This is a genomic window from Amycolatopsis sp. NPDC049691 (assembly GCF_040675005.1).
Lineage (GTDB): Bacteria > Actinomycetota > Actinomycetes > Mycobacteriales > Pseudonocardiaceae > Amycolatopsis.
On record NZ_JBFANX010000023.1, the window covers coordinates 85,069 to 111,130 of the forward strand.

The 26,062-nt window shown below is 72.0% G+C and carries 24 protein-coding genes and 1 other RNA gene; 18 read left to right on the forward strand and 7 right to left on the reverse strand.

The window, feature by feature from the left end; genetic code table 11:
• Positions 1-7 precede the first annotated feature (7 nt).
• The 3 genes from AB0J40_RS38375 to AB0J40_RS38385 are packed head-to-tail and all read right to left on the reverse strand — an operon-like array spanning position 8 to position 2,031.
• Positions 8-625, reverse strand: coding sequence for an FMN-binding negative transcriptional regulator (locus AB0J40_RS38375; protein WP_364463659.1), 618 nt, complete (start codon positions 623-625; stop codon positions 8-10).
• A gap of 50 nt (positions 626-675) precedes the next feature.
• Positions 676-1,509, reverse strand: a complete 834-nt coding sequence (locus AB0J40_RS38380) for an SURF1 family cytochrome oxidase biogenesis protein (RefSeq protein ID WP_364463662.1) — start codon at positions 1,507-1,509, stop codon at positions 676-678.
• A gap of 60 nt (positions 1,510-1,569) precedes the next feature.
• Entirely contained in the window at positions 1,570-2,031 is a 462-nt protein-coding gene (locus AB0J40_RS38385) for a low molecular weight protein-tyrosine-phosphatase (protein ID WP_364463665.1), read from the reverse strand.
• Between the two features lie 124 nt (positions 2,032-2,155).
• Here AB0J40_RS38385 and AB0J40_RS38390 point away from each other — a divergent pair, with 124 nt between their 5' ends.
• Positions 2,156-2,284 carry a hypothetical protein gene (locus AB0J40_RS38390; protein ID WP_364463668.1) on the forward strand — a complete coding sequence of 43 codons (129 nt, stop codon included), beginning with the start codon at positions 2,156-2,158 and terminating at the stop codon, positions 2,282-2,284.
• Here the strand turns inward: AB0J40_RS38390 and AB0J40_RS38395 are convergent.
• Positions 2,268-2,822: a chorismate mutase gene (locus tag AB0J40_RS38395; protein ID WP_364463671.1), complete on the reverse strand. Its 555-nt coding sequence runs from the start codon at positions 2,820-2,822 to the stop codon at positions 2,268-2,270. The two genes, AB0J40_RS38390 and AB0J40_RS38395, sit on opposite strands and share 17 nt — an antisense overlap.
• Positions 2,823-2,853: 31 nt before the next feature.
• On the opposite strand from AB0J40_RS38395, the gene AB0J40_RS38400 reads away from it, so the two are divergent.
• The 5 genes from AB0J40_RS38400 (at position 2,854) to AB0J40_RS38420 (ending at position 8,749) form a co-directional block, all read left to right on the forward strand.
• On the forward strand, positions 2,854-3,675 hold the full coding sequence (locus AB0J40_RS38400) for a Nif3-like dinuclear metal center hexameric protein (RefSeq protein ID WP_364463674.1): 822 nt from the start codon (positions 2,854-2,856) through the stop codon (positions 3,673-3,675).
• 9 nt (positions 3,676-3,684) lie between these two features.
• Positions 3,685-4,422 (forward strand): C4-type zinc ribbon domain-containing protein, encoded by a 738-nt coding sequence (locus tag AB0J40_RS38405; RefSeq protein WP_364463677.1) that lies wholly within the window; start codon positions 3,685-3,687, stop codon positions 4,420-4,422.
• On the forward strand, positions 4,419-5,528 hold the full coding sequence (locus AB0J40_RS38410) for a bifunctional RNase H/acid phosphatase (protein WP_364463679.1): 1,110 nt from the start codon (positions 4,419-4,421) through the stop codon (positions 5,526-5,528). The genes AB0J40_RS38405 and AB0J40_RS38410 overlap by 4 nt, the downstream gene beginning before the upstream one ends.
• A 184-nt stretch (positions 5,529-5,712) precedes the next feature.
• On the forward strand, positions 5,713-7,461 hold the full coding sequence (locus tag AB0J40_RS38415) for a hypothetical protein (RefSeq protein ID WP_364463682.1): 1,749 nt from the start codon (positions 5,713-5,715) through the stop codon (positions 7,459-7,461).
• 46 nt (positions 7,462-7,507) lie between these two features.
• Positions 7,508-8,749, forward strand: a complete 1,242-nt coding sequence (locus AB0J40_RS38420) for an SLC13 family permease (protein WP_364463685.1) — start codon at positions 7,508-7,510, stop codon at positions 8,747-8,749.
• Between the two features lies 1 nt (position 8,750).
• Here AB0J40_RS38420 and AB0J40_RS38425 read toward each other — a convergent pair whose 3' ends face one another.
• Genes AB0J40_RS38425 through AB0J40_RS38435 form a run of 3 tightly spaced genes read right to left on the reverse strand, consistent with a single transcriptional unit; the run spans position 8,751 to position 12,665 of the window.
• Entirely contained in the window at positions 8,751-11,522 is a 2,772-nt protein-coding gene (locus AB0J40_RS38425) for an AAA family ATPase (RefSeq protein ID WP_364463688.1), read from the reverse strand.
• 31 nt (positions 11,523-11,553) lie between these two features.
• Entirely contained in the window at positions 11,554-12,090 is a 537-nt protein-coding gene (locus AB0J40_RS38430) for a zf-HC2 domain-containing protein (RefSeq protein ID WP_364463691.1), read from the reverse strand.
• Complete coding sequence (locus AB0J40_RS38435; protein WP_364463694.1) at positions 12,087-12,665, reverse strand: sigma-70 family RNA polymerase sigma factor; 579 nt, start codon at positions 12,663-12,665, stop codon at positions 12,087-12,089. Before AB0J40_RS38435 ends, AB0J40_RS38430 begins: the two co-directional genes overlap by 4 nt.
• A 236-nt stretch (positions 12,666-12,901) precedes the next feature.
• On the opposite strand from AB0J40_RS38435, the gene AB0J40_RS38440 reads away from it, so the two are divergent.
• The 12 genes from AB0J40_RS38440 to AB0J40_RS38495 all read left to right on the forward strand — a co-directional run bounded on the left by AB0J40_RS38440 (position 12,902) and on the right by AB0J40_RS38495 (position 25,963).
• The gene (locus AB0J40_RS38440; RefSeq protein WP_364463697.1) at positions 12,902-13,570 is read left to right on the forward strand and encodes a DUF4142 domain-containing protein; all 669 of its coding nucleotides are present in this window, start codon (positions 12,902-12,904) and stop codon (positions 13,568-13,570) included.
• 8 nt (positions 13,571-13,578) lie between these two features.
• Positions 13,579-14,373, forward strand: a complete 795-nt coding sequence (locus AB0J40_RS38445) for a ferredoxin (protein WP_364463700.1) — start codon at positions 13,579-13,581, stop codon at positions 14,371-14,373.
• Positions 14,370-15,620, forward strand: coding sequence for an FAD/NAD(P)-binding oxidoreductase (locus AB0J40_RS38450; RefSeq protein WP_364463703.1), 1,251 nt, complete (start codon positions 14,370-14,372; stop codon positions 15,618-15,620). Before AB0J40_RS38445 ends, AB0J40_RS38450 begins: the two co-directional genes overlap by 4 nt.
• A 191-nt stretch (positions 15,621-15,811) precedes the next feature.
• Positions 15,812-16,207, forward strand: an RNA gene (gene rnpB / locus AB0J40_RS38455) — RNase P RNA component class A.
• A 73-nt stretch (positions 16,208-16,280) separates the two neighbouring features.
• Entirely contained in the window at positions 16,281-17,138 is an 858-nt protein-coding gene (locus tag AB0J40_RS38460; RefSeq protein ID WP_364463706.1) for a hypothetical protein, read from the forward strand.
• 634 nt (positions 17,139-17,772) lie between these two features.
• Positions 17,773-17,922 (forward strand): hypothetical protein, encoded by a 150-nt coding sequence (locus AB0J40_RS38465; RefSeq protein WP_364463709.1) that lies wholly within the window; start codon positions 17,773-17,775, stop codon positions 17,920-17,922.
• A 523-nt stretch (positions 17,923-18,445) separates the two neighbouring features.
• Positions 18,446-18,715: a hypothetical protein gene (locus AB0J40_RS38470; RefSeq protein ID WP_364463711.1), complete on the forward strand. Its 270-nt coding sequence runs from the start codon at positions 18,446-18,448 to the stop codon at positions 18,713-18,715.
• A gap of 9 nt (positions 18,716-18,724) precedes the next feature.
• A complete protein-coding gene (locus tag AB0J40_RS38475; protein ID WP_364463714.1) occupies positions 18,725-19,207 on the forward strand; it encodes a hypothetical protein in 483 nt (160 codons plus the stop codon).
• A gap of 3 nt (positions 19,208-19,210) precedes the next feature.
• The gene (locus AB0J40_RS38480) at positions 19,211-22,174 is read left to right on the forward strand and encodes an ATP-binding protein (RefSeq protein WP_364463717.1); all 2,964 of its coding nucleotides are present in this window, start codon (positions 19,211-19,213) and stop codon (positions 22,172-22,174) included.
• Positions 22,175-22,271: 97 nt separating this feature from the next.
• The gene (locus AB0J40_RS38485) at positions 22,272-24,356 is read left to right on the forward strand and encodes a magnesium transporter (RefSeq protein WP_364463719.1); all 2,085 of its coding nucleotides are present in this window, start codon (positions 22,272-22,274) and stop codon (positions 24,354-24,356) included.
• Between the two features lie 3 nt (positions 24,357-24,359).
• A complete protein-coding gene (locus AB0J40_RS38490) occupies positions 24,360-24,959 on the forward strand; it encodes a hypothetical protein (protein ID WP_364463722.1) in 600 nt (199 codons plus the stop codon).
• A gap of 2 nt (positions 24,960-24,961) precedes the next feature.
• Positions 24,962-25,963, forward strand: coding sequence for a C40 family peptidase (locus AB0J40_RS38495; protein WP_364463725.1), 1,002 nt, complete (start codon positions 24,962-24,964; stop codon positions 25,961-25,963).
• The last annotated feature ends 99 nt before the right edge of the window (positions 25,964-26,062 follow it).

Sequence of the window (26,062 nt, forward strand, 5' to 3'; positions counted from 1 at the left end):
AGGGCCCTCAGCCGCGGCGGCGCAGCTGCGCCAGCGCTTCTCGATCGAGCCGCCCGTCGCGTTCGGTCAGCTTCGAGCCGATCCGCTCCCGGTCCTCGGCCGTCTTGTTGCCGCCGAACTTGAACTTCGCCCGGACCCCCGTGATCGTGAACTCGATCCCGCGGATCCCGGGCAGCAACCGCCGGTCCGAAGACTCCGGCGAAGCGCTGACCCGCGCCCGGGCGCCGTCGGTTTCGAAGTGGCGCAGCTGCTTGTCCAGCAACGCCGCCTTCGCCTCCGGCTCGTCGACCAGCCGGACGTCGCCCTCCAGCTGCACCGTCGCGTAGTACGACGTCGGCACCCCGACCGCCGGGTCACCCGCCGTGTTCCAGTCCGCGCGGATGTACGTGTAGTCGTCGACCACCGTCAGCAGCGCCCGCGGGTGCTCCTCCAGCAGCGGCCAGATCGGGTTGGGGCGCGCCAGGTGCGTGATGACCGTGTCGTCGCCGTCGAACGCGAAGTGCGCCGGGGTCACCACCGGGAGGTCGCGGCCCGCACCGCCGGCGATCAGCTGGCCGAAGTCGTGCGTGGACAGCCAGTCGCGCCACTCCGCGTCCGCGACGGCGTCCCAGGGGTGGATCAGCATGACCCCAGTGTCACCACCGCAAGTGGCCTTACCAAAGGTCCATTGCAAAGCTATTTCTGATGGCCACTTTCGGCCAGCTCGTCCTCGGCCAGGATCTCCGCGACGGACTTCCGCCGCTGCGTCGGCGCCGCGGAAGCGTCGAGCGCTCCGCCCGGCTTCAGCTCGCGGACGGTGAAGTACAGCCACCCCAGCAGCGCCATCGCGCCGAACGCGATCCACTGCAGCGCGTACGACAGGAACGGCCCCGAGTCGGTCTGCGGCAGCGGCAACGCGCCCAGCACGCCGGGCTGGCCGGCGTCGAGCTGGAAGTACCCCGGCCGGATGTCGAGCTTCCCCGCCCGCGCGACGACCCGCGAGTCGACGACGTAGCTCTGCAGCTTCCCGCCGGTCGACGCGTCGGCGAAGGCGTCCCGGTTCTTCGGGTCGGTCTCGTCCGCCCGCACCCGGGCCGTCACGGAAACCGTCCCGGGCGGCGGCGGCGCGTACGGCAGCACGCCGGACTTGCTGTCGAGCCGGACGTACCCGCGGTCGATCAGGACGACCGTGCCGTCGGTGGTCCGCAGCGGCGTCAGCACCTCGTAGGCGCCCTCGCCCTGGACCGTCCGCAGCCGCGCGACGACTTCCTTGTCCGCCAGGTACTGGCCGCTGATCGAGACGAGGTGCCACTCGGTGCGCTGGTCGGGCACGCTGCCCGGCGGCAGCAGCTGGGCCAGCGGCAGGGGCGCGGCGGTGAACGACGCCTCGAGCGCGGAGTTCTGCTGCTCGCGTTCGGCGTTGCGGCTGAACTGCCACGGTGAAAGCAGCGTGAAGCAGCAGATGGCGAAGGCGAACACCACCACCGTCAGAGCCAGCCACCCGGGCTTCAGCAGGAACCGCAACCGCACCCCACCACGGTAGGCCGTGCCCCGCCGCGGCCGCCCGCCGACCTCCGCGGATGGTGACCGCTACCCGCGCGAACGGACCCAATCCAGCAAACCGGGCACGGCGCGTTCGACCATGCCGAGGACGTCCTCGAAGCCGTCGTCACCGCCGTAGTAGGGGTCCGGGACCTCGGCGCCTTCGGGCGCGGAGGGGTCGAACGACCGCAGCAGCCGCACCTTGGCGGGGTCGTCGACCCGCGCCCGGAGGAACTCGGCGTGCCCCTCGTCGGCGGCCAGCAGGAGGTCGGCGGCCAGGTCTTCGTCCGAAACTTCGGAGGCGACGTGCTCGGTGGAGTAGCCGTGAGCTTTGAGCGTCGCCCGGGCGCGCTTGTCCGCGGGCTCCCCGACGTGCCAGGGCCCGGTCCCGGCACTGGACACGCGGACCGCATCGGTGAGACCGGCGTCGTCGAGGTGGGCGCGGAAGACGAGCTCGGCCATGGGGGAGCGGCAGATGTTGCCGGAGCAGACGAAGACGAGGTGCGTCACGCCGCGAGCGTAACCGGCCGGTTCACCCGGTCACCCGCTCACTCGGCGGTACCCGGCGCCCCGCGCCGCCGCTTAGCGTCGATCACGCGAGGACGCGAACCGGAAGGAGAGCGATCATGCACGGGTGCTGCTCGAAGTGCACCGGACAGGGCTGCGGCTGCTGCGGCAACTGCAACTGACGCCGGACACGGCGCTCGCGGCGGCGGCGGTGGACCCGCCGCCGGGGCGCCTCCCCGTCAAGCCAGGCAGGTAGCCGACGTCGCTTCGCCCAGCGCCCGCACGTGCAGGGCGTCGAAGTGGTGCACCACGTCCGCCAGGCCCGCCGCCACCAGCTGCCGTGCCGGGCACGCGCGAGAGCCGCGCAGCGAAAGCGTCGCCGCCAGTTCCGTCAGCAACCCCGCGTTCACCCGATCGATCACCGGGCGGATCTGCCCCAGGTCGGGCCGGGTCGTCGGGGCCTCCGACGGGTGGGCGTCCCAGCGCGCGTACAGCCCGCGCTGCACCAGCTTGTTCGCCTCGATCTGGGCGTGGAAGAACCGCACCGCGTCCGCCGGGTCCAGGCCCAGTCCCGGCGCCTGCGCCGACACCGAGTCGTAGATCTGCTGCTCGCGCGCCGGGTCGTCGATCGGGGACGGCGTTCCGTACTTCGCCGCCGCCACCTGGTCGGCGATCGCCACGCGCTGCGCCGCCAGGTCCGTCAGGTGCCACAGGCCAGGAGACGAAGCCGACGCCGGGACCGAAGCCAGGACCAGGCCCGACACCACCGCGAAGAGCACAGCCAGTACTCGCATGGCCCGCGACGGTACATGCGAAGATCCCCCGGTGCCCGCGCTTTCCGAAATCATCACCGTCCTGGAGCAGGCCTACCCGCCCGCGCTCGCCGAGTCGTGGGACGCCGTCGGCCTCGTCTGCGGCGACCCCGCCGAGCCCGTCACGCGCGTGCTCTTCTGCGTCGACCCGGTCGCCGAGACCGTCGACGAGGCCGCCGCGCTCGGCGCGCAGCTGATCGTCGCCCACCACCCGCTGCTGCTGCGCGGCGTGCACGGCGTGCCGGCCGACACCGCCAAGGGCGCGCTCGTCCACCGGATGATCCGCGAGGGCATCTCCCTCTACTGCGCGCACACCAACGCCGACTCGGCCGACCCCGGCGTGTCCGACGCCCTCGCGCAGGCGATCGGGCTGCGCGTCACCGGCCCCCTCTCACCCAACGAAGACGGCGTCACCGGCATCGGCCGCCTCGGCGAGCTGCCCGAAGCGGAGCCCTTCGCGCGGTTCGTCCAGCGCGTCGCCGACGCCCTGCCCGCGACCGTGCCCGGCGTCCTCGGTGCCGGCGACGCCGACCGGCCGATCCGCACCGTCGCCGTCTCCGGCGGCGCCGGGGACTCCTACCTCAAGCAGGCCACCGCCGCCGGTGTCGACGCCTTCGTCACCGCCGACCTGCGGCATCACCCCGCCGGCGAGCACCTGGCGAACCCCGGCCCCGTGCCCGCGCTGGTCGGGCTCACCCACTGGGCCAGCGAATGGCCGTGGTGCGGGCAAGCCTCGGCGGTCGTGGCGGAAGCGTTTACGGGTAACGTCGACATTCACGTCTCCACGCGGTGCACCGACCCGTGGACCGTCCGCGCCGAGCGCACATCGATTTAGAGGAGCACCGTGAAGGCCGAACCCGCCGTGCAGCGCCAGTTGCTCGAGCTCGCCAAGGTGGACGCCGAGCTCTCGCGCACCGCGCACCGCCGCCGCACCCTGCCCGAGCTGGCCGAGATCGACGCGGGGGAGAAGACCGCCCGCGAGCGCCGCGACGCGCTCGTGTCCGTGGAGACCGCCGCCTCCGACCTCGACCGCGAGATCGCCCGGCAGGAGAAGGAGATCGAGTCGGTGCGCGCCCGCGAGGACCGCGACCGCAAGCTCCTCGCGTCCGGCTCGGTCAACTCGAAGCAGATGACCGACATCGAGCACGAGCTGCAGACCCTGCAGCGCCGCCAGAGCGCGCTGGAAGACGACCTGCTGGAGCTGATGGAACAGCGCGAAGCCCTCGGCATGGACGCGCAGCGCACCGGCGCCGAGGTCGACAAGGCCGAAGCGGAGGTCGCCGCCGCGATCGCCCGCCGCGACGAGGCGTTCAAGGACCTGGACACCACCCGCGCGCGCCGCGACGAAGACCGCGCGAAGCTGCTGCCGCGCTTCCCGGAGCCGCTGCTCAAGCTCTACGAGCGCGTCCGCGAGCACAAGGGCATCGGCGCCGCGCTGCTGCGGGCCCGCCGCTGCGGCGCCTGCCAGCTGGAGCTGGACCGCAACACCGTCAACGAGATCAAGGCCGCCCCCGAGGACGACGTCATCCAGTGCGAGAACTGCGGCGCGATCCTGGTCCGGACCATGGAGTCGGGTCTGTGACGTCGCACGTCATCGTCGAAGCCGACGGCGGGTCCCGCGGCAACCCGGGCCCCGCGGGCTATGGCGCCGTCGTGAAGGACAGCGACGGCGAGGTCCTCGCCGAGCGCAAGATGAGCCTCGGCGTCGTCACCAACAACGTCGCCGAGTACCAGGGCCTGATCGCCGGGCTGACCGCCGCCGCCGAGCTGGGTGCGTCCACTGTGGACGTCCGGATGGACTCGAAGCTCGTGGTGGAGCAGATGTCCGGGCGCTGGAAGATCAAGCACCCGGACATGCAGCCGCTCGCCGAACGTGCCAAGGAGCTGGCCGCCGGCTTCTCGCGCGTGAAATACGAGTGGATCCCGCGCGCGCAGAACTCCCACGCCGACCGGCTCGCCAACGAGGCCATGGACGCGGCCGCCGGAAAGCCCGCACTGCCAAAGCTGCCCACCCGCAAGCCCGACCGCGCGACGACCGCCTGGACCGGCGCGAAGGGCACGCCGACCCGGCTGCTCCTGCTGCGCCACGGCCAGACGGAGATGTCGGCGCTGCGCCGCTACTCCGGCCGCGGCGACGTCCCGCTGACCGAGCTGGGCCGCGCGCAGGCCGCCGCGGCGGCGAAGCGGCTGGCCGCGATGGACGGCCTGGTCGTCGACGGCCAGGCGGTCCCGATCGTCTCCTCGCCGCTGACCCGGACGAAGCAGACCGCGCAGGCCGTCGCCGACGCGCTCGGCGGCCGCGTCGAGACCCACCCCGGCCTCATCGAGACCGACTTCGGCGACTGGGAAGGCCTGACGTTCGCCGAAGCGGCCGACCGCGACCCCGAACTGCACTCCTCGTGGCTCGGCGACAGCTCGGTGCCGCCGCCCGGCGGGGAGAGCTTCGACGTCGTCCACCGGCGCGTCCGCAAGGCCCGCGACGAGCTGATCGCCGAGCACGGCGGCAAGACGTTGGTGCTGGTCAGCCACGTGACGCCGATCAAGACGCTGCTCCGGATGGGCCTCGACGCGGGACCGCAGCTGCTGTTCCGGCTGCACCTGGACCTGGCGTCGCTGTCGATCGTCGAGTTCTACCCGGACGGGAACGCTTCGGTCCGGTTGGTCAACGACACCTCGCACCTGGCCTGACCGGCTGAAATGTGGGGTGGATCACGGTCAACGCCGACGCGTGGCCGACCCCGGATGGGGTATTGGCTACAGTGTCTCGACCGCGTCGCCGCGGTGGCGGGCCGGCTGGATCGGCCCACTAAGGGGGCGCCAGCTCGCGCGTATCCCACCGGCAGAAGCCTGCGGGCGGAACAGTGACGAGGACATGACGGCTAGCGCACTCACCGAGACCTCCCCGAGCGACGTCCCCGAGGACCCGGCACCCGCGACGACCACGCGCGGCTGGGGCGCGCGCCTGGCGCCGGTGCTGGCCGTGCTCGCCGGCGTCGCGGCGGTCGCCGCCCACGCCACCCGCTACGGCCACTGGATCGTCGACGACGCCGCCATCACCTTCTCCTACGCCCGCAGCTTCGCCGACGGCCTCGGTCCGGTGCTGCAGCCGGGCGCCCCGCCGGTCGAGGGCTTCTCCGACCCGACGTGGATGGTCCTGCTCGGCCTGGGCAAGCTCGTCGGCCTCTTCGACCACGGCGCGCTCTTCGGCATCCCCGACTACGTGCTGTTCCCGAAGGCGCTGGGCCTGCTGTTCACCGGCGGCATCCTGACCGCCTGCCACATCGCGGCGAAGCAGATCTTCACGCGCTTCGCGTGGCTGGCGACGCTGATCGCCGGCCTGACGCTGGCGACGATCCCGTCGTTCGTCATCTGGGTCGTGTCCGGCCTGGAGAACTCGCTGTTCGCGTTCGCCGTCGTCACGCTGGCGGTGACGCTGTTCGTGGCGGTCCGCAACGACCGCCTGCTGACCCCCAAGGTCGCGCTGTGGGCGGGCGTCATGGTCGCGTTCGCGGCGCTGACCCGGCCGGAAGGCCTGATCTACGCGGGCGCGTACCCGCTGACGGCGCTGTTCCTGCTGCGCGGCGGCCTGTTCTGGAAGAGCTTCCGGCTGGCGCTGCTGTCGGTGGCGGCGTTCGCGGTGCCGTTCGGCGCGTACGTCGTGTGGCGGCACGCGGAGTTCGGGCGGCTGCTGGCCAACCCGTCGGTGGCCAAGCAGCAGGGCCTGCCCGGCATCGACGCTCTCAAGCGGCCGTTCGAGCTGGCCGGCTACGCGGGCTGGGCGGGTGTGGTCCTGCTGGCCTTGGTGATCGTCTTCGCGCTGGTCAAGGCGCCGTGGCGGCGGTCGCTGATCGCGCTGCTGGTGCCGCTGGGGCTGGGGATCGTCGCGTACGGCGTGATGGTCGCCGACTGGATGTACCAGCACCGGTTCGCCAGCCCGGTGTGGCCGCTGGCCGTCATCGCGGGCACGCTCTCGGCGGGCGAACTGCTGCGGCACCGGCGTGCGCTCCTGCGGGTCGGGATCGTGGTCGTGCTGGTGGGGGCGTTCGTGCCGTCGGCGGTCGGGTTCGCGGCCGCGGCGGACAAGTTCGCGAAGAACCCGAACATCACGGCCTGCCTGGTGGCCGACCGGTTCGGCCGCGGGTTCAACACCTACGCGGACATCCTGGGCATCCAGAAGGCGTCGCTGTTGCTGCCGGACCTCGGCGGTTCGTCGATGACGAGCCGGCTCGAGCTGGTCGACATGGCGGGCCTGGTCAACAAGCCGATCGCGGACCTGGTCCACGACAACGACCTGGCGGGCCTGCGCGACTACGTGTTCGACACGGTGAAGCCGACGTTCATCCACTCGTGGGGCCCGTGGGCGGCCGGCAATGGCATCGCGCTCGACCCGCGGCTGGACCGGGACTACGTGCTGATCTACTCGTCGCCGATCGAGGGCCTGCGCAACGGCGACTGGGTGCGCCGCGACGCGGTGACGGACCCGGCGAAGCTGAAGGCGGCCCAGGAGTACGCGGCGAAGACGATCCCGGCGGTGGCGGCGGACCGGTTCGGCGGCCCCCTGGACGACTGCGGGGCGACGATGAAGCCCGGCCAGACGATCACGATGCCCGGCACGCCGTAGGGCCCGCCCCGGCAACCCCGTGCCGGGCGTCGATTAGCGTGGGGGCGTGAACTTCTGGGCCGGGGCGGGAAGCCTGGCGCTCCTGGCCGCTGTGCTGGTCTTCGCCATCGTTCGCCCCCGCGGCTGGCCCGAAGCCGTCGCGGCCGTGCCCGCGGCGGGTCTCGCGCTCCTGCTCGGTCTCGTGCGGCCGGAAGCCGCCGGGCAGCGGGCCGTCGAAATCCTGCCGACCCTGGGCTTCCTGGCCGCGATCCTGCTGTTGTCCTTTTTGGCCAGTGTCGACGGCGTCTTCACCTGGCTCGGCAACCGCCTGGCCGAGGCGTGCCACGGCAAACCCCGCCGGCTGCTCGTCCTCACGTTCGCCGCGGCGGCCGGCGTCACCGCGATCCTCAGCTTGGACGCCACCGTCGTCCTGCTCACCCCGGTCGTCCTCGCGACGGCCACCAGCCTGAAACTCCCGCCCCGGCCGCACGTCTACGCGTGCGCGCACCTGGCGAACTCGGCGTCGACGCTGCTGCCGGTGTCCAACCTGACGAACCTCCTCGCCTTCGCGGCGTCCGGACTGACCTTCGCCGGCTTCACGGCGGCGATGGCGTTGCCGTGGCTGGTCACGATCGTCATCGAGCTGCTCGTGTTCCTCCGCTTCTTCGCCGCAGATCTGCGTCCGCGCGAGACCGCCGAGCCGAAACAGCACCTGGAGACACCGACGTTCGCGCTGGTCGTCCTGGGCCTGACGCTCGCCGGCTTCGGCGTCGGCCAGCTCGGGCACGTGGAGCCCGTCTGGATCGCGGCGCTGGCGTCGCTGATCCTGGGCGTCCGGGCGCTGGCGATGGGCAAGATCAAGCCGTGGCAGCTGGTCACCGAGGCCTCGCCCCAGCTGTGCCTGTTCGTGCTCGGCCTCGCGGTCGTCGTCGAGGCGGTCTCGGAACACGTGCTCGGCGGGCTGCTGCGCGACGTCCTGCCGACGTCGACCGGGCTGCTCGACCTCCTCGTCGCGGCCGGGGTGGCGGCCCTGCTGGCCAACCTGGTCAACAACCTCCCGGCGACGCTCATCCTGCTGTCGGTCCTCGGCCCGCGCCCGGCGCCGGGCGTGCTGCTGGCCGTCCTGCTGGGCGTCAACATCGGCCCGAACGCCGGCTACCTCGGCTCGCTGGCGACGCTGCTGTGGCGCCGCACGCTGCCGGAGCATCCGTCGGCGAAGACGTTCCACGCGCTGGGGGCGATCACGACACCCCTGTGCCTGGCCGCGGCGACCGGGGCGTTGTGGCTCGGCTTGGGCCTGGTGAGCTGACTCACCCGCCGCGGTGCGACTTCGCCAGTGCGCCGCCGAGTTCCGCGCGCCCGGGGATGCCGAGCTTGCGGTACGCGCCGGACAGGTGCAGCTCCACCGTTCGCCGCGTGAGGTGCAACGCCGTCGCGATCTCGCGGTTCGTCAGCCCCTGCGCGGCCATCACGGCGATGCGGTTCTCCTGCCGAGTCAAGCCGTGCTCGTTGTCCTTCGCCGGGGTCAGCGCCCGCCGCGCCGAGCGCAGTTCCTCCGCCGCGCGCCGGGCCAGCGGACGCGCGCCGCAGTGCTCGCTCAGCTCGACGGCCTGCCGCAGCGTCTCGATGGCCTTTTCGGACTGGCCGTGCCGCGCCTGCAGCGTGCCCAGCTCGGTCAGCGCCGTCGCCAGCTGCAGCCGGGCCGGCGACGAGCGAAGCGTCGTGATCGCCTTCGTCAGCGCGCGCTCGGCTTCGTCGTCTTCGCGGACGAGACCCAGCGTCGTCAACGCCGTGCCCAGCGGCCGCGCCGCGCCCCAGCGAGCGGAGGCGTTGATGTCCTCTTCGGCCAGCCGGGCCGCGTCGTCGGCCTGGCCCAGCGCCAGCGCCGCCCGCGCCGCGTGCGCGCGCCACGGCACGAACCCCGGGAACCGCATGCCGTGGTGGGCGAGCCGGCGCCCGCAGCTGAGCAGGTCCTCGAACCCGAAACGCGTGTACCCGGTCGCGACGCGCAGGCGGCCGCGCGCGTACAGCAGATAGGTGTGGGTGAACAGGCCCTGGCTCGCCACGAAGTCCATCCGGTCCAGCAGCGACGTCGCCGCCTCGAACCGGCCGAGGTCCACCCAGCACTCGACGAGCTTCGCCGCGCACAGCACGCCGACCGGGCACGTCGTCGTCCCGCCGCGCTCGTCGAAGCGGCGCAGCAGCGATTCGAAGTGGACGCTCGCCCGCTGCAGGTCGCCGCTGGCCTGCAGCGCGATCCCGCGGGCGAGGGTGGGGAGCGCGCCGTGCGGCACGTGCACGTCCCACGGCTCGCGCTCGACGTCGAGGACGCGGCACAGCCGGTCGACGTGCGCGGGCTCGTCGGCGAGCACCGACGTGGCCAGGGTGAAGAAATAGTGCTGTTCGAAGAGTTCGCCGTCGTCGCCGGTCAACGCGTCCGCGAAGTGCGCGACCGCGTCTTGGGCGGACTCGCCGCTGCGGACGGCGTCCAGCGCCAGCAGCGCCGAGCGGCTGCGCTGCGCCGCCGGGTCGGTCAGCGGCGCCCACTGCTCCTCGAAGTCGCGGAACTCCGGCGGCGGGCCGAGCCGGCTGCCGGCCTCGGCGAGGTAGGTCATGCACAGCAGCGGCCAGACGGCGTCCGGGCCGCCCGCGTCGAGCCGCGCGGCGATCTGGCCGGCCGCGCTGATCGCCAGCCGCGCGTCCTGGCCGCCGCAGAGGGACAGCAGCATCGCCGACGCGATGAACGCGGCCGTGTCGCGGTTGCCGATCGTGTCGACGGCCTCCCGGACGCGCTGTGCGGCGGCGGGCGGGTCGGCCTGGAACTCCGCGTGCGCCAGCTGCAGCAGCACGGCCACCCGGCGGCCCGACGTCAGCCGCTCCTCCAGCGCCCGCCGCAGGTACCGCGCGCCCAGCTCGGACCGGCCGGAGAACACGGCGTTGCGCGCGCTCAGCCGCAGCACGTCCACGCCCCACGGGATCCGGATCGACGTCGCGTCGAGCAGGTGCGCGGCCACGCGCTCCGGCGGCGCGCCGGCCTCCGACAGCAGCTTCGCCGCCCGCGCGTGGTTGACCGCGCGCGTGGTCTTCGGCATGTCCTTGAGGACGGAGTTGCGGACGAACGGGTAGGTCAGCGTCGGGGAGTTGCTGTTGTTCAGCACGTGCAGCCGGACCATGGTGTCGATCGCCTGCAGCGCTTCGAACTCGTCGACGCCGGCGAGTTGCGCCAGCAGGTCGAAGCCGGCGTCCTCGCCGAGGATCGCGGCGGCGTGCAGGATCGCCGGCGCGTGCGGGAACTCCGCCATCCGCGTGTGCAGCACCTGGCCGATCAGCGACGAGCCGAGCTCGTGCGGGTCCGCGCCGGGCAGCAGCCGCGGCCGCAGCGCCTGCAGCAGGTACGGGTTCCCGCCGGTCGCCTCGCGGCACGCGGTCGCGAGCTCGCCCGGGGCGAGGCCGAGGATCTCCGCCGCGCCCGCGTCGCCGAGGCCGTTGAGGGTGATCGTGGCCGGCGTGCAGCCCGCCATCTCCAGCAGCGCCACCTCGTGGTGCGGCGGGTGGCCGATCAAGGAGGTGAGTATGATCAACACCGGCAGGTCGAGCACGCGGTGCCGGATGTAGGCGAGGCAGCGCATCGACCAGGCGTCGGCGAGGTGCACGTTGTCGATGCCGAGGAACAGCGGACCCCGCTCGGTCGCGTCCCGGACGATCCGGAAGAAGCGGTCCAGCGCTTCGCTCTCGCCGGCCGGGCCGCACTCGGCGGGGACCTGCGCCAAGCCGGGGTCCAGCGCGTCGGCCAGCTGGCGGGCGACCCCGCCGGGCAGGTGGCTCTCCAGCCGCGACCCGGTGGCGATCGCGACGGTGAAGCCGGCGTCCGCGGCCAGCGCGGCGGTGGCGTGCAGCGTGGCGCTCTTGCCCATGCCGAACTCGCCGACCAGCACCGCGCTCGCGGCCGTCCCGCCGAGCGCGACGGGGAAGAGGCTGGTCAGGCGGCTGAGCTCGGGCTCGCGGCCGGGGAGCCGCGGGGCGGGGCGCTTCGGTACCGAAGCCCCGCTGACGGGGTGCTCGGGATTTACTTCGGTATCCACCGTAAGGACTTTCATGTTGGGTTGGGGCAGACTACTGGAAACCGGCCCGACACGGGGGATCCCGCAGGTCACGGCCGGTACCGGCCACGATCTGAGCAGGGGAGACGATGGACGCAGCGGATGCGAACCAGGTCCTCGCGGTGGCCGGCCGGGCAGCGCGGGCGGCCATTGAGGCCGCCCCGAGCGCGAGCAGCAAGAGCGCGCCGGCGGCCATCCCCCGCCGGCGCGAGAACACGCTCGGCTTCCGGCCCCGGGCCGCGCCGCCGCTCGGCGCGGGGTAGTCGGCCTCGGGCCGCGGGACGGCGCCACCGGACGCCGGGTCGCCACCGGCGGCGGAGCCACCCATGGCCGGGAGACCGGCACCGGAGGCCGCAGCCTCGCCGGCCGGCGGGCCACCGCCGGGTAGGTACCCGAGCCGGACCGCCGCTTCGAGGGCCTCGGACACCGGGTGGAACTCCGCCAGGAGCTCCCGGCAGCGGGGACAGCCGCGCAGGTGGGTTTCGAACTCTTCCGCGTCGTCGAGGACACCCAGTTCGTAGGCCGCCGCCGCCCGGTGCTCCGCCCTCATCGGACCGCCACCTCCCCGAGCGCTTTCCGCAATTGCCGCATCGCCGTGTACAACCGCGATTTCACGGTTCCCTCGGGAATTCCCAGAATTGTCGCCGCCTGCCGGACCGTGTTTCCGGCGAGGTAGGTCTCGACGATGACGGCCTGATATTTCTCGTCCAGTTCCGACAATGCTCGGCCAATCGTTAGTGCGGCTAACGAACTGTCCGTGCGGTCGGTGGGCTCGGCGTTTTCCGGGATCTCCAGAGCGACCTCCTGCGGGCGGACCCGGCGATTTCGCCAGCCGTCGATGACGATCCGGCGCGCCACCGTGAGCAGCCAGCCGCGCAGCATTCCGGGCTCGCGCTGGAGCGTTCCGGAGTGCTGCCACGCGCGGATCATGGTCTCCTGCACGACGTCCTCGGTCCACTGCCGGTCGTGGTTGGTCAGGGCCAGTACCTGCGCAAACAGGGTGGCGCGGAAGTCCTTGTAGAGCAACGGGACGAGGTCGTCTCCCGCGTCGGGGCGCGCTTCGACCGCGATCGCGGACGAGGTGTGGCCGACGTGGCCGCGACTTTCTCTGCCCGGTGCTTCCATAAAGCTCGCAACCTCACCTGACTGGCGGACCGTGGGGCCTCCGGAGCGTAGCGCACAATCACTTAATAGGCCATATGCATTAGTTTCCTTGCCCAATTAGCCGTGGTCCCAACCCGGTCGGTTCATTTTCTGTCTTGTGACGCACGTCACAGTCACTAAAAGGTGACGGCGAGAACCGGGTCGCACCTTTTCCCCGTAACCACCGGTGAGGACTACTTCGCGAAGGGACAACGGGGATGCCGTTCCGATTCGTGGCCTTGTTCGCCGCCACGACCGCGCTCGTGCTCGGCTGCGCTCTCCCCGCTTCCGCCGGAGAACTGCAGCAGACCGACCGCACCCTGCTGACACGCCTGAAGCAGCACGCGCTGTGGGCGACGCCGGCGAGCAGGCAGGCCGCCGAGCGCGCCACCAACCGGCGCGTGCGCGCGGTCGCCGTCCGCATCGCCGACGACCAGGCCCGCCTCGGCGTCGCCCTGCGCGCGGTCGCCGACCGGCTCGCCATCACCCTCCCGGCCGAACCGACCGAGCAGGAACGCGCCTGGGCGGGCGAACTCGCCGCGGACACCGGCGACGCGTTCGACCACGCCTACGTCAACCGCCTCCGCGCCGAGTACGGCACCCTCTTCTCCCTCGCCTCCGCCGTCCGCGCCGGCACCCGCGACGACGACGTCCGCGCGTTCGCCCAGACCGCCGTCGACACCTCGCTCGGCCACCTGACGCTCCTGGAAAGCACCGGGCTCGCCGAAACCACGTCCCTGCTCGTCTCCGCCACCGGAGACGACACCCTCGGTGCCGGGGACATCGCACTCGGGGCCGGCTTCGTGGCCGTCGCCGCCGTCGCCACGTTCGGCCTGCTCCGCCTGCTCGGAACCCCCGGCAGGACCCCGCCGCGCACCCGGAGGTAAGCCCGTCCATGTCCCCGTCCGCCGCGCTGCTCCCGGTGTCGCCGCACGACACCGGGATCGCCGAGGCCGCCGCGCTGTCCGGCCGCCTCACCTACCTCTGCATGTGCCTCACGCTGTGCTGGGGCGTCCTCGCCGCCGCCGGCTGGGTCCGCCGGTTCAGCGGCCGGGACGCGCTGCGCACCGGCCACGTCGTGCTCGCCGCGTTCACCCTCGCCGCCGGCGCGCTGCACGGGCTGACGTTCCTCTTCCTCGAGGACGACCCGTTCGGCGTCGCCGACCTGCTGCTGCCCTTCTACGACGGCTCGCCGCGGCACGCCATCGGCATCGCCGGCCTCGAGCTCGTCGTCGCCGTGTCGGTGACCGCGGGCCTGCGCCGCTCACGCGAAGGCCGCTGGCTGCGCTTCCACCAGGCCGGCTACCTCGCCGTCGGGCTGCTCGCGGTGCACGCGTGGCTGGGCGCCGTCTCGAGCGGGCACCTGGCGGTCGTCTGGCTCGCCGGGATCACGCTGCTCGTCCCGCCGGTGCTGCTGTCGGCGCTGCGGGTGCTGCCCGCGTCGGCGCTGGTCCGGGCCGGCCTCATCGAGCCCGAGCCGGAGGTCGCCGCGCTGCGCGTCGACGTCGACAGCGACCGCTGCCACTCCTACGGCGTCTGCCAGTCCGAAGCGCCGGGGGTCTTCCAGCTCGGCCACGACGGGCAGCTCGAGTACGAGAAACGGCCCGGTGCCGGAGAAACGCCGAACGTCCGCGCGGCCGCGCGCGCCTGTCCGATGAGAGCCATCCACGTGTTGGGAGCCACCCGATGAGCGAACGCATCGTCATCGCCGGAGCCGGCCTCGCCGGCCTGCGCGCCGCCGAACGGCTGCGCGAACTCGGGTTCGACGGCGAAGTCGTCGTCCTCGGCGCCGAGCCCGACATCGCCTACCACCGCCCGGCGCTGTCCAAGAGCCTGCTGACCGGCGCGGTCAGCCGCGCCCAGACGCTGCTCGCCGACCCCCTCGAAGTCGACGCGGAGTGGTACTTCGACAGCCCGGTCACCGGGCTGTCGCCCAACCGCCAGGTGGTGCACCTGCGCGACGAAGAGGTCCGCTACGACGGCCTGATCATCGCCACCGGCGTCGAACCGCGCCGGATGCCCGGCGCGCCGCACGGCCACCCGCGGGTCGTCGTCGTCCGGACACTGTCCGACACGACGGCGCTGCAGCGCGCGCTGGCCACCAGCGCCGGTCCGGTGGCGGTCATCGGGGACGGCTTCATCGGCTGCGAGGTCGCGTCGAGCCTGCGCGAGATGAACCGCGACGTCGTCCTGTTCGGCCGGTCGCGGGCGCTGATGGCCGACGTGCTCGGCCCCGACATCGGCGACTGGCTCACCGCGCTGCACACCGCCCGCGGCGTCCGGCTGGAGCTCGGGACCACGATCCGCCGGTGGCGCCCGGGCACGACGTCGGTCGGCCTGGAGTTCGCCGACGGGCGGGCGATCGACGTCGCGTGCGTCGTGGTCGCCGTCGGCAGCGTGCCGGCGGTGTCGTGGCTGCGCGGGGCGAAGCTGCCGCTCGACGACGGCGTCGTGTGCGGCCCGACGTGCCACGTCCTGGGGTCCGAGACGATCGTCGCGGCGGGCGACGTCGCCCGCTGGCCCAACGTGCGGTACGACGCGACGCCGCGGCGCGACGAGCACTGGCTGAACGCGGTGGAGATGAGCCGCGCGGCGGCGGAGAACCTGCTGGCGGGGCCGGCCGGGTCGCCGGCGTACACGCCGGTGCCGCGGTACTGGTCGGAGCAGCACGGCGTCCGCATCCAGGTCGCCGGCCGCCCGATGCTCGGGACGGACACGGTGCTGCTGGAGTCCCCGGTACCGGGAACGCGGCCGATCACGGGCTTCGTCCGCGACGGGCGGCTGATCGGGCTGATCGGGCTCGACAGCCCGGCGGCGGTGCTGCACTGGACGGCGGAGCTGGCCCGGCAGCACCCGGCGCCGGCGGTGGTGCCACCGCAACGGCCCCCGGAACCCGAGCGGCCCCGCCACCACAGCCGGGCCGCGGCGGGGTACTGACGCCGCGTGGACGGCGCTTCCCGTGTTCGGCGCCCTGGTGGTTGCCATGGGTGCCCTTCCGCGGCGAGGCAGCAAGGCACCTCAGTCCCGACCAGTCGTGACTGAGAAACAGCGTTCTAACCCCGTTTCCCCTCACGACCAGCCGCCGCGGCGGGGGCGGCCGGGCGCTGGGCTACCATCGGCTCCGCGGACGAGCAGGCAGGGCGGTCGCGGCCCGGGGCGACCCGGTCCGAGGAAAGTCCGGACTCCGCAGGGCAGGGTGGTTGCTAACGGCAACCCGGGGTGACCCGCGGGAAAGTGCCACAGAAAACAGACCGCCCCGGCCCGCGAGGGCCGGGGTAAGGGTGAAACGGTGGTGTAAGAGACCACCAGCGTCCCGGGTGACCGGGGCGGCTGGGTAAACCCCACCCGGAGCAAGGCCAAGAGGGAGCGCAAGCTCCTGCGCAGGCGTTCGAGGACGGCCCGTCCGAGCCTGCGGGTAGGCCGCTGGAGCCTGCCGGCGACGGCAGGCCGAGATGGATGGCCGCCGCCCCGCGAGCCGTGAGGCGACCGGGGAACAGGATCCGGCTTACATGCCGGCTCGTCCGCCCCACGCGTCGACGGGGACGTTCGTTGCGGCGAACGTCCCCACGCGGGGTTACCCGGTAGTAGGGTGCGCGCATGGCGGGTGACGAGAAGCGGTTCAAGTCGGCGTTCGACTCCTTGCACGCTCTGGCGTACTTCGCGCCCGAGGTGGACCAGGCCCTCACCGGCATCGGCCTGCGGCCCGGCCGGATGCCCTACTTCGCGAGCCGGTCCGCGGCCATGGGCGCCGTCGGGCCCGAGGTCGTCGCCGCCACCTTCTACAACTTCAACCCCGAGGTCGTCGCCCGCGTGATCCCGCGCGCCTGGACCCTCGCGACGCCGGAGCAGGTCCTCACCGCCCGGCTCGAGGGCGTCGACCGGGCGCTGACCCGGCTCCTCGGCGAAGACGAGATCAAGAGCGACCAGGTCGTCGAGGCCGCCGAGCTCGCCCGCGAGGCCACCGCCGGGTGCACCGTCGAAGGCCGTCCGCTCTACGCCGCCCACGCCGGGCTGGACTGGCCCGAGCCGCCGCACCTCGCGCTCTGGCACGCCATCACGCTGCTGCGCGAGCACCGCGGCGACGGCCACATCGCCGCCCTCGTCCTCAACGGCCTGAGCGGCGTCGAAGCGCTCGTCACGCACGTCGCCACGGGCGCCGGGTTCACCGTCGACTCGGCCAAGCTGACGCGCGGCTGGAGCGACGAGCAGTGGGCCGCCGCCCAGCAGCGCCTGCGCGACCGCGGCCTGCTCGACGGCGAAGGCGCGCTGACCGACGAAGGCGTCGCTGTCCGCGACCGCGTCGAAGCCGCCACCGAGACCGCCGCGAAGGCGCCGTGGGACCTCCTCGGGCCGGCGAAGCTGGCCCGGCTGGAGGAGCTCGGCCGGGACCTCACCCGCCGGGTGGTTGCGGCCGGGGCGTTCCCGAAGGGCGTTTTCGCTCAGCGCCGCTCCTGAGCACCAAGATCACGCTATGTAGTGAAAAGCGTGTGAGGTTTTGAGCGGGGTGTGACGGACAACGCGGGACGCCAAGATCGACATGGGCGCCGACCGGCCGGAGGACGGTCACAGAGCGGACTCGCGCGACGGGGCCGTTCGGGTCATGTCACACTGTTCCAGGCCGCACAACGGCCACGGTGCCAGTACCCACAGTGAGCAAATCCCGGGCATTGGGGTGAGTTCGTCAGCACACTGAGAAGTATGGGTGCCTTGGCTTTAACCCGAGGGCCCTTGCCGCGATGATGGTGGGCGTGGAGTTCTCGTGGGCCGTGCGCGTCGCCCCGGTGGACTAGTCACTCGTCATCTACGCAGCGCGCTTTGACCACTACCCCTCGTAGGCTCCATGATGATTAACACGCACGAACTTGCGGTGTGGCGGCCCGCAAGAAAAAGCGCCCGACTGCGGACACAGTCGGACGCCAGTGCGACAAACCAACCAGGTAGGCACCAGGTAAGTGAGGTCGCAATGTCAAAGCGTACTACCCAAGTCCCGCGCCGCCGTAGGGGTTCGCCCCATCCGGCGTATGATTCCAGCCACGGCGCTGACCTGCCGGTGCAGTTGACTGGATTCTCCTGGGCCTTGATCCACCTGTTGAGCAGCAAGATCCTTTTCAGGCGGGCGATGGCGGTCTTGTGTGCCGCTGGTCTGTTCGTGCTGGCGACTGCGGGACTCGTCCTTTGGTTAGTCAATACGCACGAGGTTGCCGAACTGATCGAGGTCATCGTAGCGGCGCTACGTTGAGAGACGTCGGAGCGCGCCCGTTGGATCCCCGTTCTGGCGGGCGCGCCCTGAGAAGCAGGCTCTCCGACTTATCGCCACTTGATCACGCTATGTAGTGAAAAGCGCGTGAGGTTTTGAGCGGGGTGTGACGGACAACGCGGGACGCCAAGATCGACATGGGCGCCGACCGGCCGGAGGACGGTCACAGAGCGGACTCGCGCGACGGGGCCGTTCGGGTCATGTCACACTGTTCCAGGCCGCACAACGGCCACGGTGCCAGTACCCACAGTGAGCAAATCCCGGGCATTGGGGTGAGTTCGTCAGCACACTGAGAAGTATGGGTGCCCTCCCTTTAACCCGAGGGCCCTTGCCGCGATGATGGTGGGCGTGGAGTTTTCGTGTGCCCTGCCCGCCACACCGGTTGACAAGCCAGCCGTCATCTACGCAGCGCGCTTTGACCACTACCCCTCGTAGCCCCCATTATGTTCGAAGCACCGCCTGAGCCACAGCCGCGCGGGCCCCACCGCGCACCGGGAGTATCGCGATGATGACCTTGACCACCCTCGACACGCTGGCCGCCGGCGGCGAACTGGGCACGGGCAACGTGCGCCAGTGGCTGCTCGACAACATCATCCCCCTGGTCCTGCTGGCCGTGGCCCTCCTGCTCCTCTGGCTGGGCGGCGGCAAGGGCGACAACGCCGGTGTCATGCGGCGGCTCGCCGGCGTGGTCATCGCGCTCGCCATCATCGGTCTCGCGGTCAGCGGCGCGGGCGTGAACGTGGGCCAGTGGATCGCCGGCCTGTTCACCGGCTGAGGCGGCGGCGTGCGGATCAGGACTGATGACGAGGTCTACCGGGTCGACGCCGTGTGGCTCGGCCCGCCGAAAGCGACTTTTCCCTGGAGAGCCCGCTACGTCGCGTGGCTCATCGGCATCCCGGCGTTCTTCGTCGTCCTCGGCATCGAACGCTGGGCGGGGTGGAGCTTCGGGTTCTTCTCGACGGCTTGGGCGTTCGTCGCCACCATCGTGATCACGCGGCTGCTCACCGCCAAGATCAGCCACGAGCGCCCGCTGGGCACCGTGGTCGCGATGGCCGGGCGCGAGCTCAACACCCCCAGAGAGGTGACCACGGGCACCGGTGGCGCGGTCAGCGCCAGCCGCGTCCGGGTACGGGCCGAACGCCCGCTGCCGAAGCACAAACGGAGGCGGCAGTACCAGCACCACGGCGCGCCGCCGGGTGCTGCCTTCACCCAGGGAACACCACGAGCGCGCCGGAGCCGCGGCACCGCGGCTCGGGCCGGGAGGTAGTCGTTGTTCGGTCGCGGCGGTAGCCGAGGAAAACGGGGTCGGGAGACGCACTCGGGCGCATGGCAACCGCCCGAGCAGGTCCGCGCGCCGCGGAACGGCTCGGGGGGCGGCAAGGGCCGTCGCCTGACCGGTGAGCAGGCGATCCCCGCGTATACCCCGTCGATCGCGGTGCGAAGCATCGACGGCCACCTCGTCCGCACGGGGTACGAGGTCTACGCCTGGTACCGGCTGGCGCCGCAGCGCTGGTCCTTCCGGTCGGATTCGCAGCGGCGCGACCTGATCGCGGCGATCGCCGGCCAGTACGCCGAGCTGCAGGGCCGCTGGCTGCACCTGCGCGTGACGAACCGGCCGTACCCGATCCGGATGTGGGCCGAGGCGCACGTCTACAACGCCCACGGCCGTCCCAACGACGTCCCGGGCGCGCTGTCGTTCGACGACTACCTGATCGGCGAGCAGCAGCAGCTGATGGGCCGTTCGATGGCGGAAAAAGAGGTCTACCTGGGCGTCCAGGTGCAGACCCGGCGGATGGTCGACCGCGCGGTCGAGCGGGCCGCGCCGGTGCTGCGCAAGATCCTGCCCGAGGCCGTCGACGCCGAGCTGACCGCGCTGGACTCCGAGGTCGAGCACCTCGACCAGGTCATCGGCAGCGCGGGCCTGGAAGGCCGTCCGGTGCACGCCGAGGAGATGTCCTGGCTGATGCACCGCTCCTGTTCGCTGGGCCTGCCCGCGCCGCGGAACATGCCCGCCGTGCCGGGCGCGGCCTGGGAGCCGGAGGACCTGGCCAGCTTCACCGACGCCGCCGACTTCTACGCCGAGCCGTACGCGCCGACGGTCACCGTCCGCGGCCGCACCGGCTCCAACGCCGGCGTCTCGCGGCACCTGGCGATCCTGACCGTCGGGCAGATGCACGGCCTGCAGATCCCCGAGGTCGACGACCCGTGGATCCAGCACGCCGACCGCCTGCCCGCCGCGGTCGAAGTGTCCGCGCGCATCTACGTCCGGCGACCCGAAGAGGTCGCCGGTGAACTGCAGCGGCAGATGAACAAGGTCCGCTCGCAGGTCAAGCACTACACCGACGAGCACGAGCTGGAGCCGCCGCAGTCGCTGTCGCGGCAGGCCGGGCGGGTGCTGGAGATCGACGACGAGATGACGTCGGGCTTCACGGCGCTGGCCACCCGCGTCCGGTCGTGGTGGCGGCTGGCGGTGTCCGGCCCGACCGAGCGCGACGCGCTGCGCCTGGCCCAGCAGCTGCTCGACCTGTACAAGCCGAAGATCGCCATCGAGCACCCCGAGGCCCAGTACGCGCTGGCCAGGGAGTTCATCCCGGGCGAGCCGCTGGCCTCGGCGGCGTACATGCGCCGCGGGTCGGTGGTCTGGGCGTCTTCGGCGGTCCCGACGGCGACGGCCGAGGTCGGCGACCGCCGCGGCATCCTGCTCGGCGAGACGTGCACGGCGACGCGGCGCCCGGTGGCTTGGGACCCGTGGATGGCCCAGGAGATCCGCGACGGCTCCGGCCTCACCGCGATGGTGGCCGGCCTGGGTGGTGGTAAGTCGTTCCTCGGCGGCGGCATCGTCTACAAGACGCTGCGCGCGGGGGCGAACTGGACGATCCTCGACCCCTCCGGGCCGCTGTCGCGGCTGTGCGACCTGCCGGAGCTGCGCCCGTACGCGCGGCCGATCAACCTGCTCAACGCCCAGCCGGGGATCCTCAACCCGTACCGGGTGGTCGCCGAGCCGCTGATCGAGCACTTCATGGACGAGGACGACCCCGAGCGGTCGTGGCGCCGCGAGAAAGCCCTTGCGGGCGCGACGCGACGGCGGCTGGTGCTGGACGTGTTGACCGGTGTCCTGCCGTACGAGGTCTCGCGGATGGCCCAGACCCGGATCGTGCTGCTGCGCGCGGTGCGAGCCGTGGGTGGCCGCTTCGACGCGGATCCCGGCCAGGTAATCGATGCGCTGCGGCGGGATTCGTCGGAACACCACGAGCACGCGGGCGTCGTCGCGGACTTCCTCGACGAGATGCGCGAGCGGATGGCGCTGCTGATCCCGGAGACGGACGCGGACCCGTATTCGGAGACGCGCGACGACCGGCTGACGGTCCTGACGATGGCCGGGCTGACCCTGCCCAAGGACGGCGTCCCCCGCGAGTACTGGACGGACGCGGAGAGCCTCGGCGTCGAGATGCTGAACCTGGCGGCGTGGCTGACCCAGCGGTCGGTGTACGAGAAGCCGAAGGAGATGCGCAAGGGCGTCTGGATCGACGAGGCGTTTTTCCTGTCCGAGGTCCCGACCGGGCGCGTGCTGATGAACCGCTTCGCGCGTGACTCGCGGAAGTGGAACGTCCGGGTGCTGCTGTCCTCGCAGATCCCGGCGGACTTCTTGAAGATCCAGGGTTTCGTGGCACTGCTGGACTCGGTGTTCGTCGGGCGCTTGGACGACGACGACGCCCAGGCCGACGCTTTGCGGCTGTTGAAGGTCCCGGTCGGCGTCGGTTACGAGCAGGTCGTCGCGGCTTTGGGCCGTCGTCCTGGTGCGCAGCGAAGCGGGTTGGAGCGCGACGTCGAGCCGCGCCAGTTCATCTTCGGCGACGGCGCGGGCGGGGTGGAGCGCATCCGCGTCGACTTCTCCGGGCCGCACCTGGACCACCTGCGGGCGGTCATGGACACGACCCCGGGTTCCAAGGACGCGGCGCCTTCGCGCCGGCCGGGGAACGAGCTGGCGTTGCCGCCGGAGGAGAAGAAGCCGTACGTCGCGGTCCCGCCGGAGGACGACATCGAGCTGGAGCAGGACTTCGAGCTGGCGGCGGAACTGGAGGTCGGCCTGGCCGACGAGAACCTCCTGGGCGCGCCGGACCCCTTGGCGGCGGAGACGGGCGAGGTGGAAGGCGGGGTGTCGTCCAACGGCAACGGCGGGCAGCAGCACGCCCGCACGGGCGGAAAGGGCGGCACCGGCCGGGACGCCGCATGAACGCCGCCCGGAGCCGAAGTAGCCGCACCGCCCCCGGCTGCGAGGGGCGGGCCCGCCGTTCCCCAGTGACCGCGCGGGCGACCGCGGAGGGTGCCGCATGAGCACCCTGCTGACGTTGGCGGTGCTGCTGACGCTGGCCGCCGCATGGCACGCGCTGAAACGCCGCATCAAGGAAGGCCCGAAGGCGCGCCGCGTCCCGAGCCGCAAGGCGACGATGTTCGCCGTCATGCTGGTCCTCGGCCTGCAGGCCATCGCCACGGCCCCCGCGGCCAGCGCGGCCGCCTGTGGCGAGGCGCCGAACCCGGAGCGTCCGGGCGCGGGCATGGTCGGCGCGATCGACCCGCCCGAGGGCCACGGCGAACCGAACAGCGCCTACATCGACTACAGCTACGCGGGCATGGTCTGGAACACCTTCGAGACCAACTGCTCGGGCCTCAACCTCACCCCGGCGGGGTCCACTTTGGACACCTGGGGTGGCAACCAGCTGTTCAACCTGGGCAAGAACATCGTCGGCGCGACCAACTCGCTGCACTACACGGTGCTCGAGGGCGGCCTGCTGAACCCGATCTACGCCGCGGTGAAGTCGGGCGCCGAGAAGGTCTACAACAACATCTACGCCCAGTTGTTCGGCCTGGTCGCGCTGATCCTGTCGATCATGCTGTTCCGCAACATCTGGCGCGGTGACCTCGCGGCGGTCAGCAAACGGGCGCTCTACGCGCTGGCCGGGGTGTGGCTCGCCGCGTCGTCACTGGCGATGCTGCGCTACTTCGACCCGATCGACAAAGCGATCGTCCAGACCACCACGAACATCCAGGCGGGCTTCGTCGACGACAGCGGCGACCGGATCATCCGCGACATCCTGCCCACCCAGCTCCACACGCAGATCGTCTACAACAACTGGCTGCGCGGGGAGTTCGGGACGCCCACGGCGCCGCAGGCCGAGCAGTACGGCAAGCCCCTGCTCGACGCCCAGGCGTTCACCCGCAACCAGCTGGTGAACGGTGACGACGCCAACCAGTCGGTCATCGACGGCAAGAAGAACGCCTACAAGGACATCTCCACCAAACTCGGCCCCGCGACCGGCTACTTCACCGGCGAAGCAGGCGGCCGCACGGGCGCGGGCTTCCTCTCCCTCGGCCAAGCCCTCGTCTACTCCCTCTTCCAGCTCCTGGCCAAAGCGAGTGTCCTCCTGGCCCAGGTCCTCATCCGCCTCTTCGCCCTCACCGCCCCGCTGATCGGGCTCATCGCCCTGCTGCACCCGGAAATCCTCCGCCGCGTCCTCAAGGTCGCCGGCGGGGTCGCCTTCAACCTCGTCGTGCTCTCCGTCCTCGCCGGCGTGCACGCCCTTCTCCTGCAAGCCATCTTCGACGCCGGGAACTCGCTCAACATGCTCACGCAGATGGTCCTCGCCGGGCTCATCACCGTGCTGCTGTTCATGGTCGGACGCCCCGTGCGCCGCCTGTGGCAGATGGTCGAGATGTCGGTCAGCATGGTCGGCGCCGCCGTGCCGTCGCCGGGCGGCGGGATCTTCTCGCGGTTCCGGCGCCACAAGAACGGCCCGACGCCGCAGGACGAGTTCTGGCAGACCGTGCGCGACACCGACGACGTCGTCGACGGCGAGCAGCGCGGCCCGCTCGGCGCCACCGCCGGTGGTGGCCGGTTCCGGCCCGAAGCCACGATCTTCGCCAACGCCCAGCGCCTCGACAACGCCTCGGGTGCGGCCCGTCCGGCCGCGGCCTGGTCCGGGGCCTGGCCGGGCGCCGTCGGAGGCGGTGGTTCCGCGGGCGCGCTGCCCGCGGGCGGCCGCCCCGGCGCCCCCGTGTTCGGCCAGTACAACCCGGCCAACGGCGATCCCGGCGACTACGTCGTCGTCGGTGCCGGCGGGCGGCCGACCACCGCGCGCGAGGAAAGCCGGCGCGTCGACACCTCGCCGGTCGCCGACCGGCGCTGGAACGACGAACCCGAGCCCGTCGTCGTGCCGTCCGACCTGCGCGCGCCCGAGTCCGGCTTCAGCGACTACGCGCCGCAGGACGTGCCGCGGACGCCGGGCGTGCGTGCGCAACCCCGGCGCGTCGACCCCGAAGTCGTCGCCGGCAAGCCGGTCTTCGTGCTGTACCGGCCTTCGCGCGGCATCGAGGTCCGCGAAGAACCGCGAGACACCGACCAAGTCATGGGGCGGTGACCCATGCCGATCCGCACCAACCGCGGCCGCGCCGCGGTCTACCGCCGCCTGTGGGGCTGGCCCCTGCGCTCGCCCCGCCACCTCATGGGGGCGCTGGTCTTCCTGGCGATCCTGGTCACCGCGCTCGGCATCGTGCTGCCGAAGGTGGTCGGCAAGCCGCAGGCCAAGGCGTCGCCCACCACCGGGCCGACGACGTCCTTCACCGCGACCCCGCCGGGCGTCGCGGCGCCGGTCCCGACGTCGAACCTGCCCACGCGCCTGTCCGCGCCCCTGGTCACCCCGACCACCGCCGCGCCGAACGGGGACGCCGTCCGCGTCGCCAAGGAGTGGGCCGCGGCGTGGGTCAACCACCCCGCCGGCATCACCTCCGAGCAGTGGCTGGCGCAGCTCAAGCCGTTCACGACCGAGGAGTACCTGCCGGTGATGGCGTCGGTCGACCCGGCGAACATCCCGGCCACCAAGGTCACCGGTGAGCCGGTCGTCGGGACGTCGTACACGAGCTCGGTGCAGCTGACCATCCCGACGGACGGGCCGAAGCTCGCCATCACGGTCGTGAACACCAACGCGGGCTGGCGCGTCGCCGACTACGACCAGGCGAGCTGACCGTGCGGCGGCTGGGGTTGTGGCTGGGGCTGGTCGTGTTCGCCGCGATCGGTGCCCTGGTCGTCACCGCCGTCGCCGCCAAGGTGGTCATCGACAACCAGCAGGCGCAGGCCCGGGGCGTGTCGCTGATGAGCTGCGACGCCTCGGTCGGGCCGACCCAGCCCGGCCAGGGCGAGCGCGGCACGGTCGACGCGTCGAAGCTGGACGACGAGCAGAAGGGGACCGTCGCGCTGATCATCTCGATCGGCAAGCAGCGGTCACTGGCGCCGCGCGCGTGGCAGGTCGCGATCCAGGCCGGGATGACCGAGTCCGGGCTGCACAACCTCACCTACGGCGACCGCGACTCCCAGGGCATCTTCCAGATGCGCCCCTCGATGGGCTGGGGGACGGTGTCGCAGGTCACCGACCCGACGTACGCGGTCAACAAGTTCTACGACGTGCTGCTCGCGGTGCCGGACTGGGAGAACAAGCGCCCGGGCGACGCCGCGCAGGCCGTCGAGCGCTCGGGTTTCCCGGACCGGTACCACAAGTGGGAGCCGATGGCGGCGACGCTGGTGGAGAACGTCGGCCAGGTCGTCGACGTCGTCGCCTGCGGCACCGGGCTGGGGCAGCTGCTGCCGCCGAGCCAGGCCGCCGGCAAGGCGATCAGCTTCGCGCTGGGCGAACAGGGCAAGCCGTACGTCTGGGGTGCGACGGGCCCGAACTCCTACGACTGCTCGGGCCTGATGCTGCGGGCGTACGAGTCGGCCGGGATCATCCTGCCCCGGGTGTCACGCGACCAGTACCACGCGGGCGCGTTGCTGCCGGTGCGCGAGGCACAGCCTGGTGACCTCATCTTCCTGGCCACCGACCCGTCGAACCCGGACACGATCCACCACGTGATGATGTTCCTGGGCGACGGCAAGGTGGTCGAGGCGCAGCAGACGGGCGTGCCGGTGCACACGCGGTCCTTCTCGTTCGACGAGGCCGAAGTCGTACCGCAGGCCGTCCGGCCCGGCGTTTAGCATGGGTTGAGGGCCCTCGACCCGAACGGGGCCGGCCGATTCACCCGACGTCGCGGCCGCTTCCACGAGCAGGTGACCGCGTACTGGCAGAGGATGAGC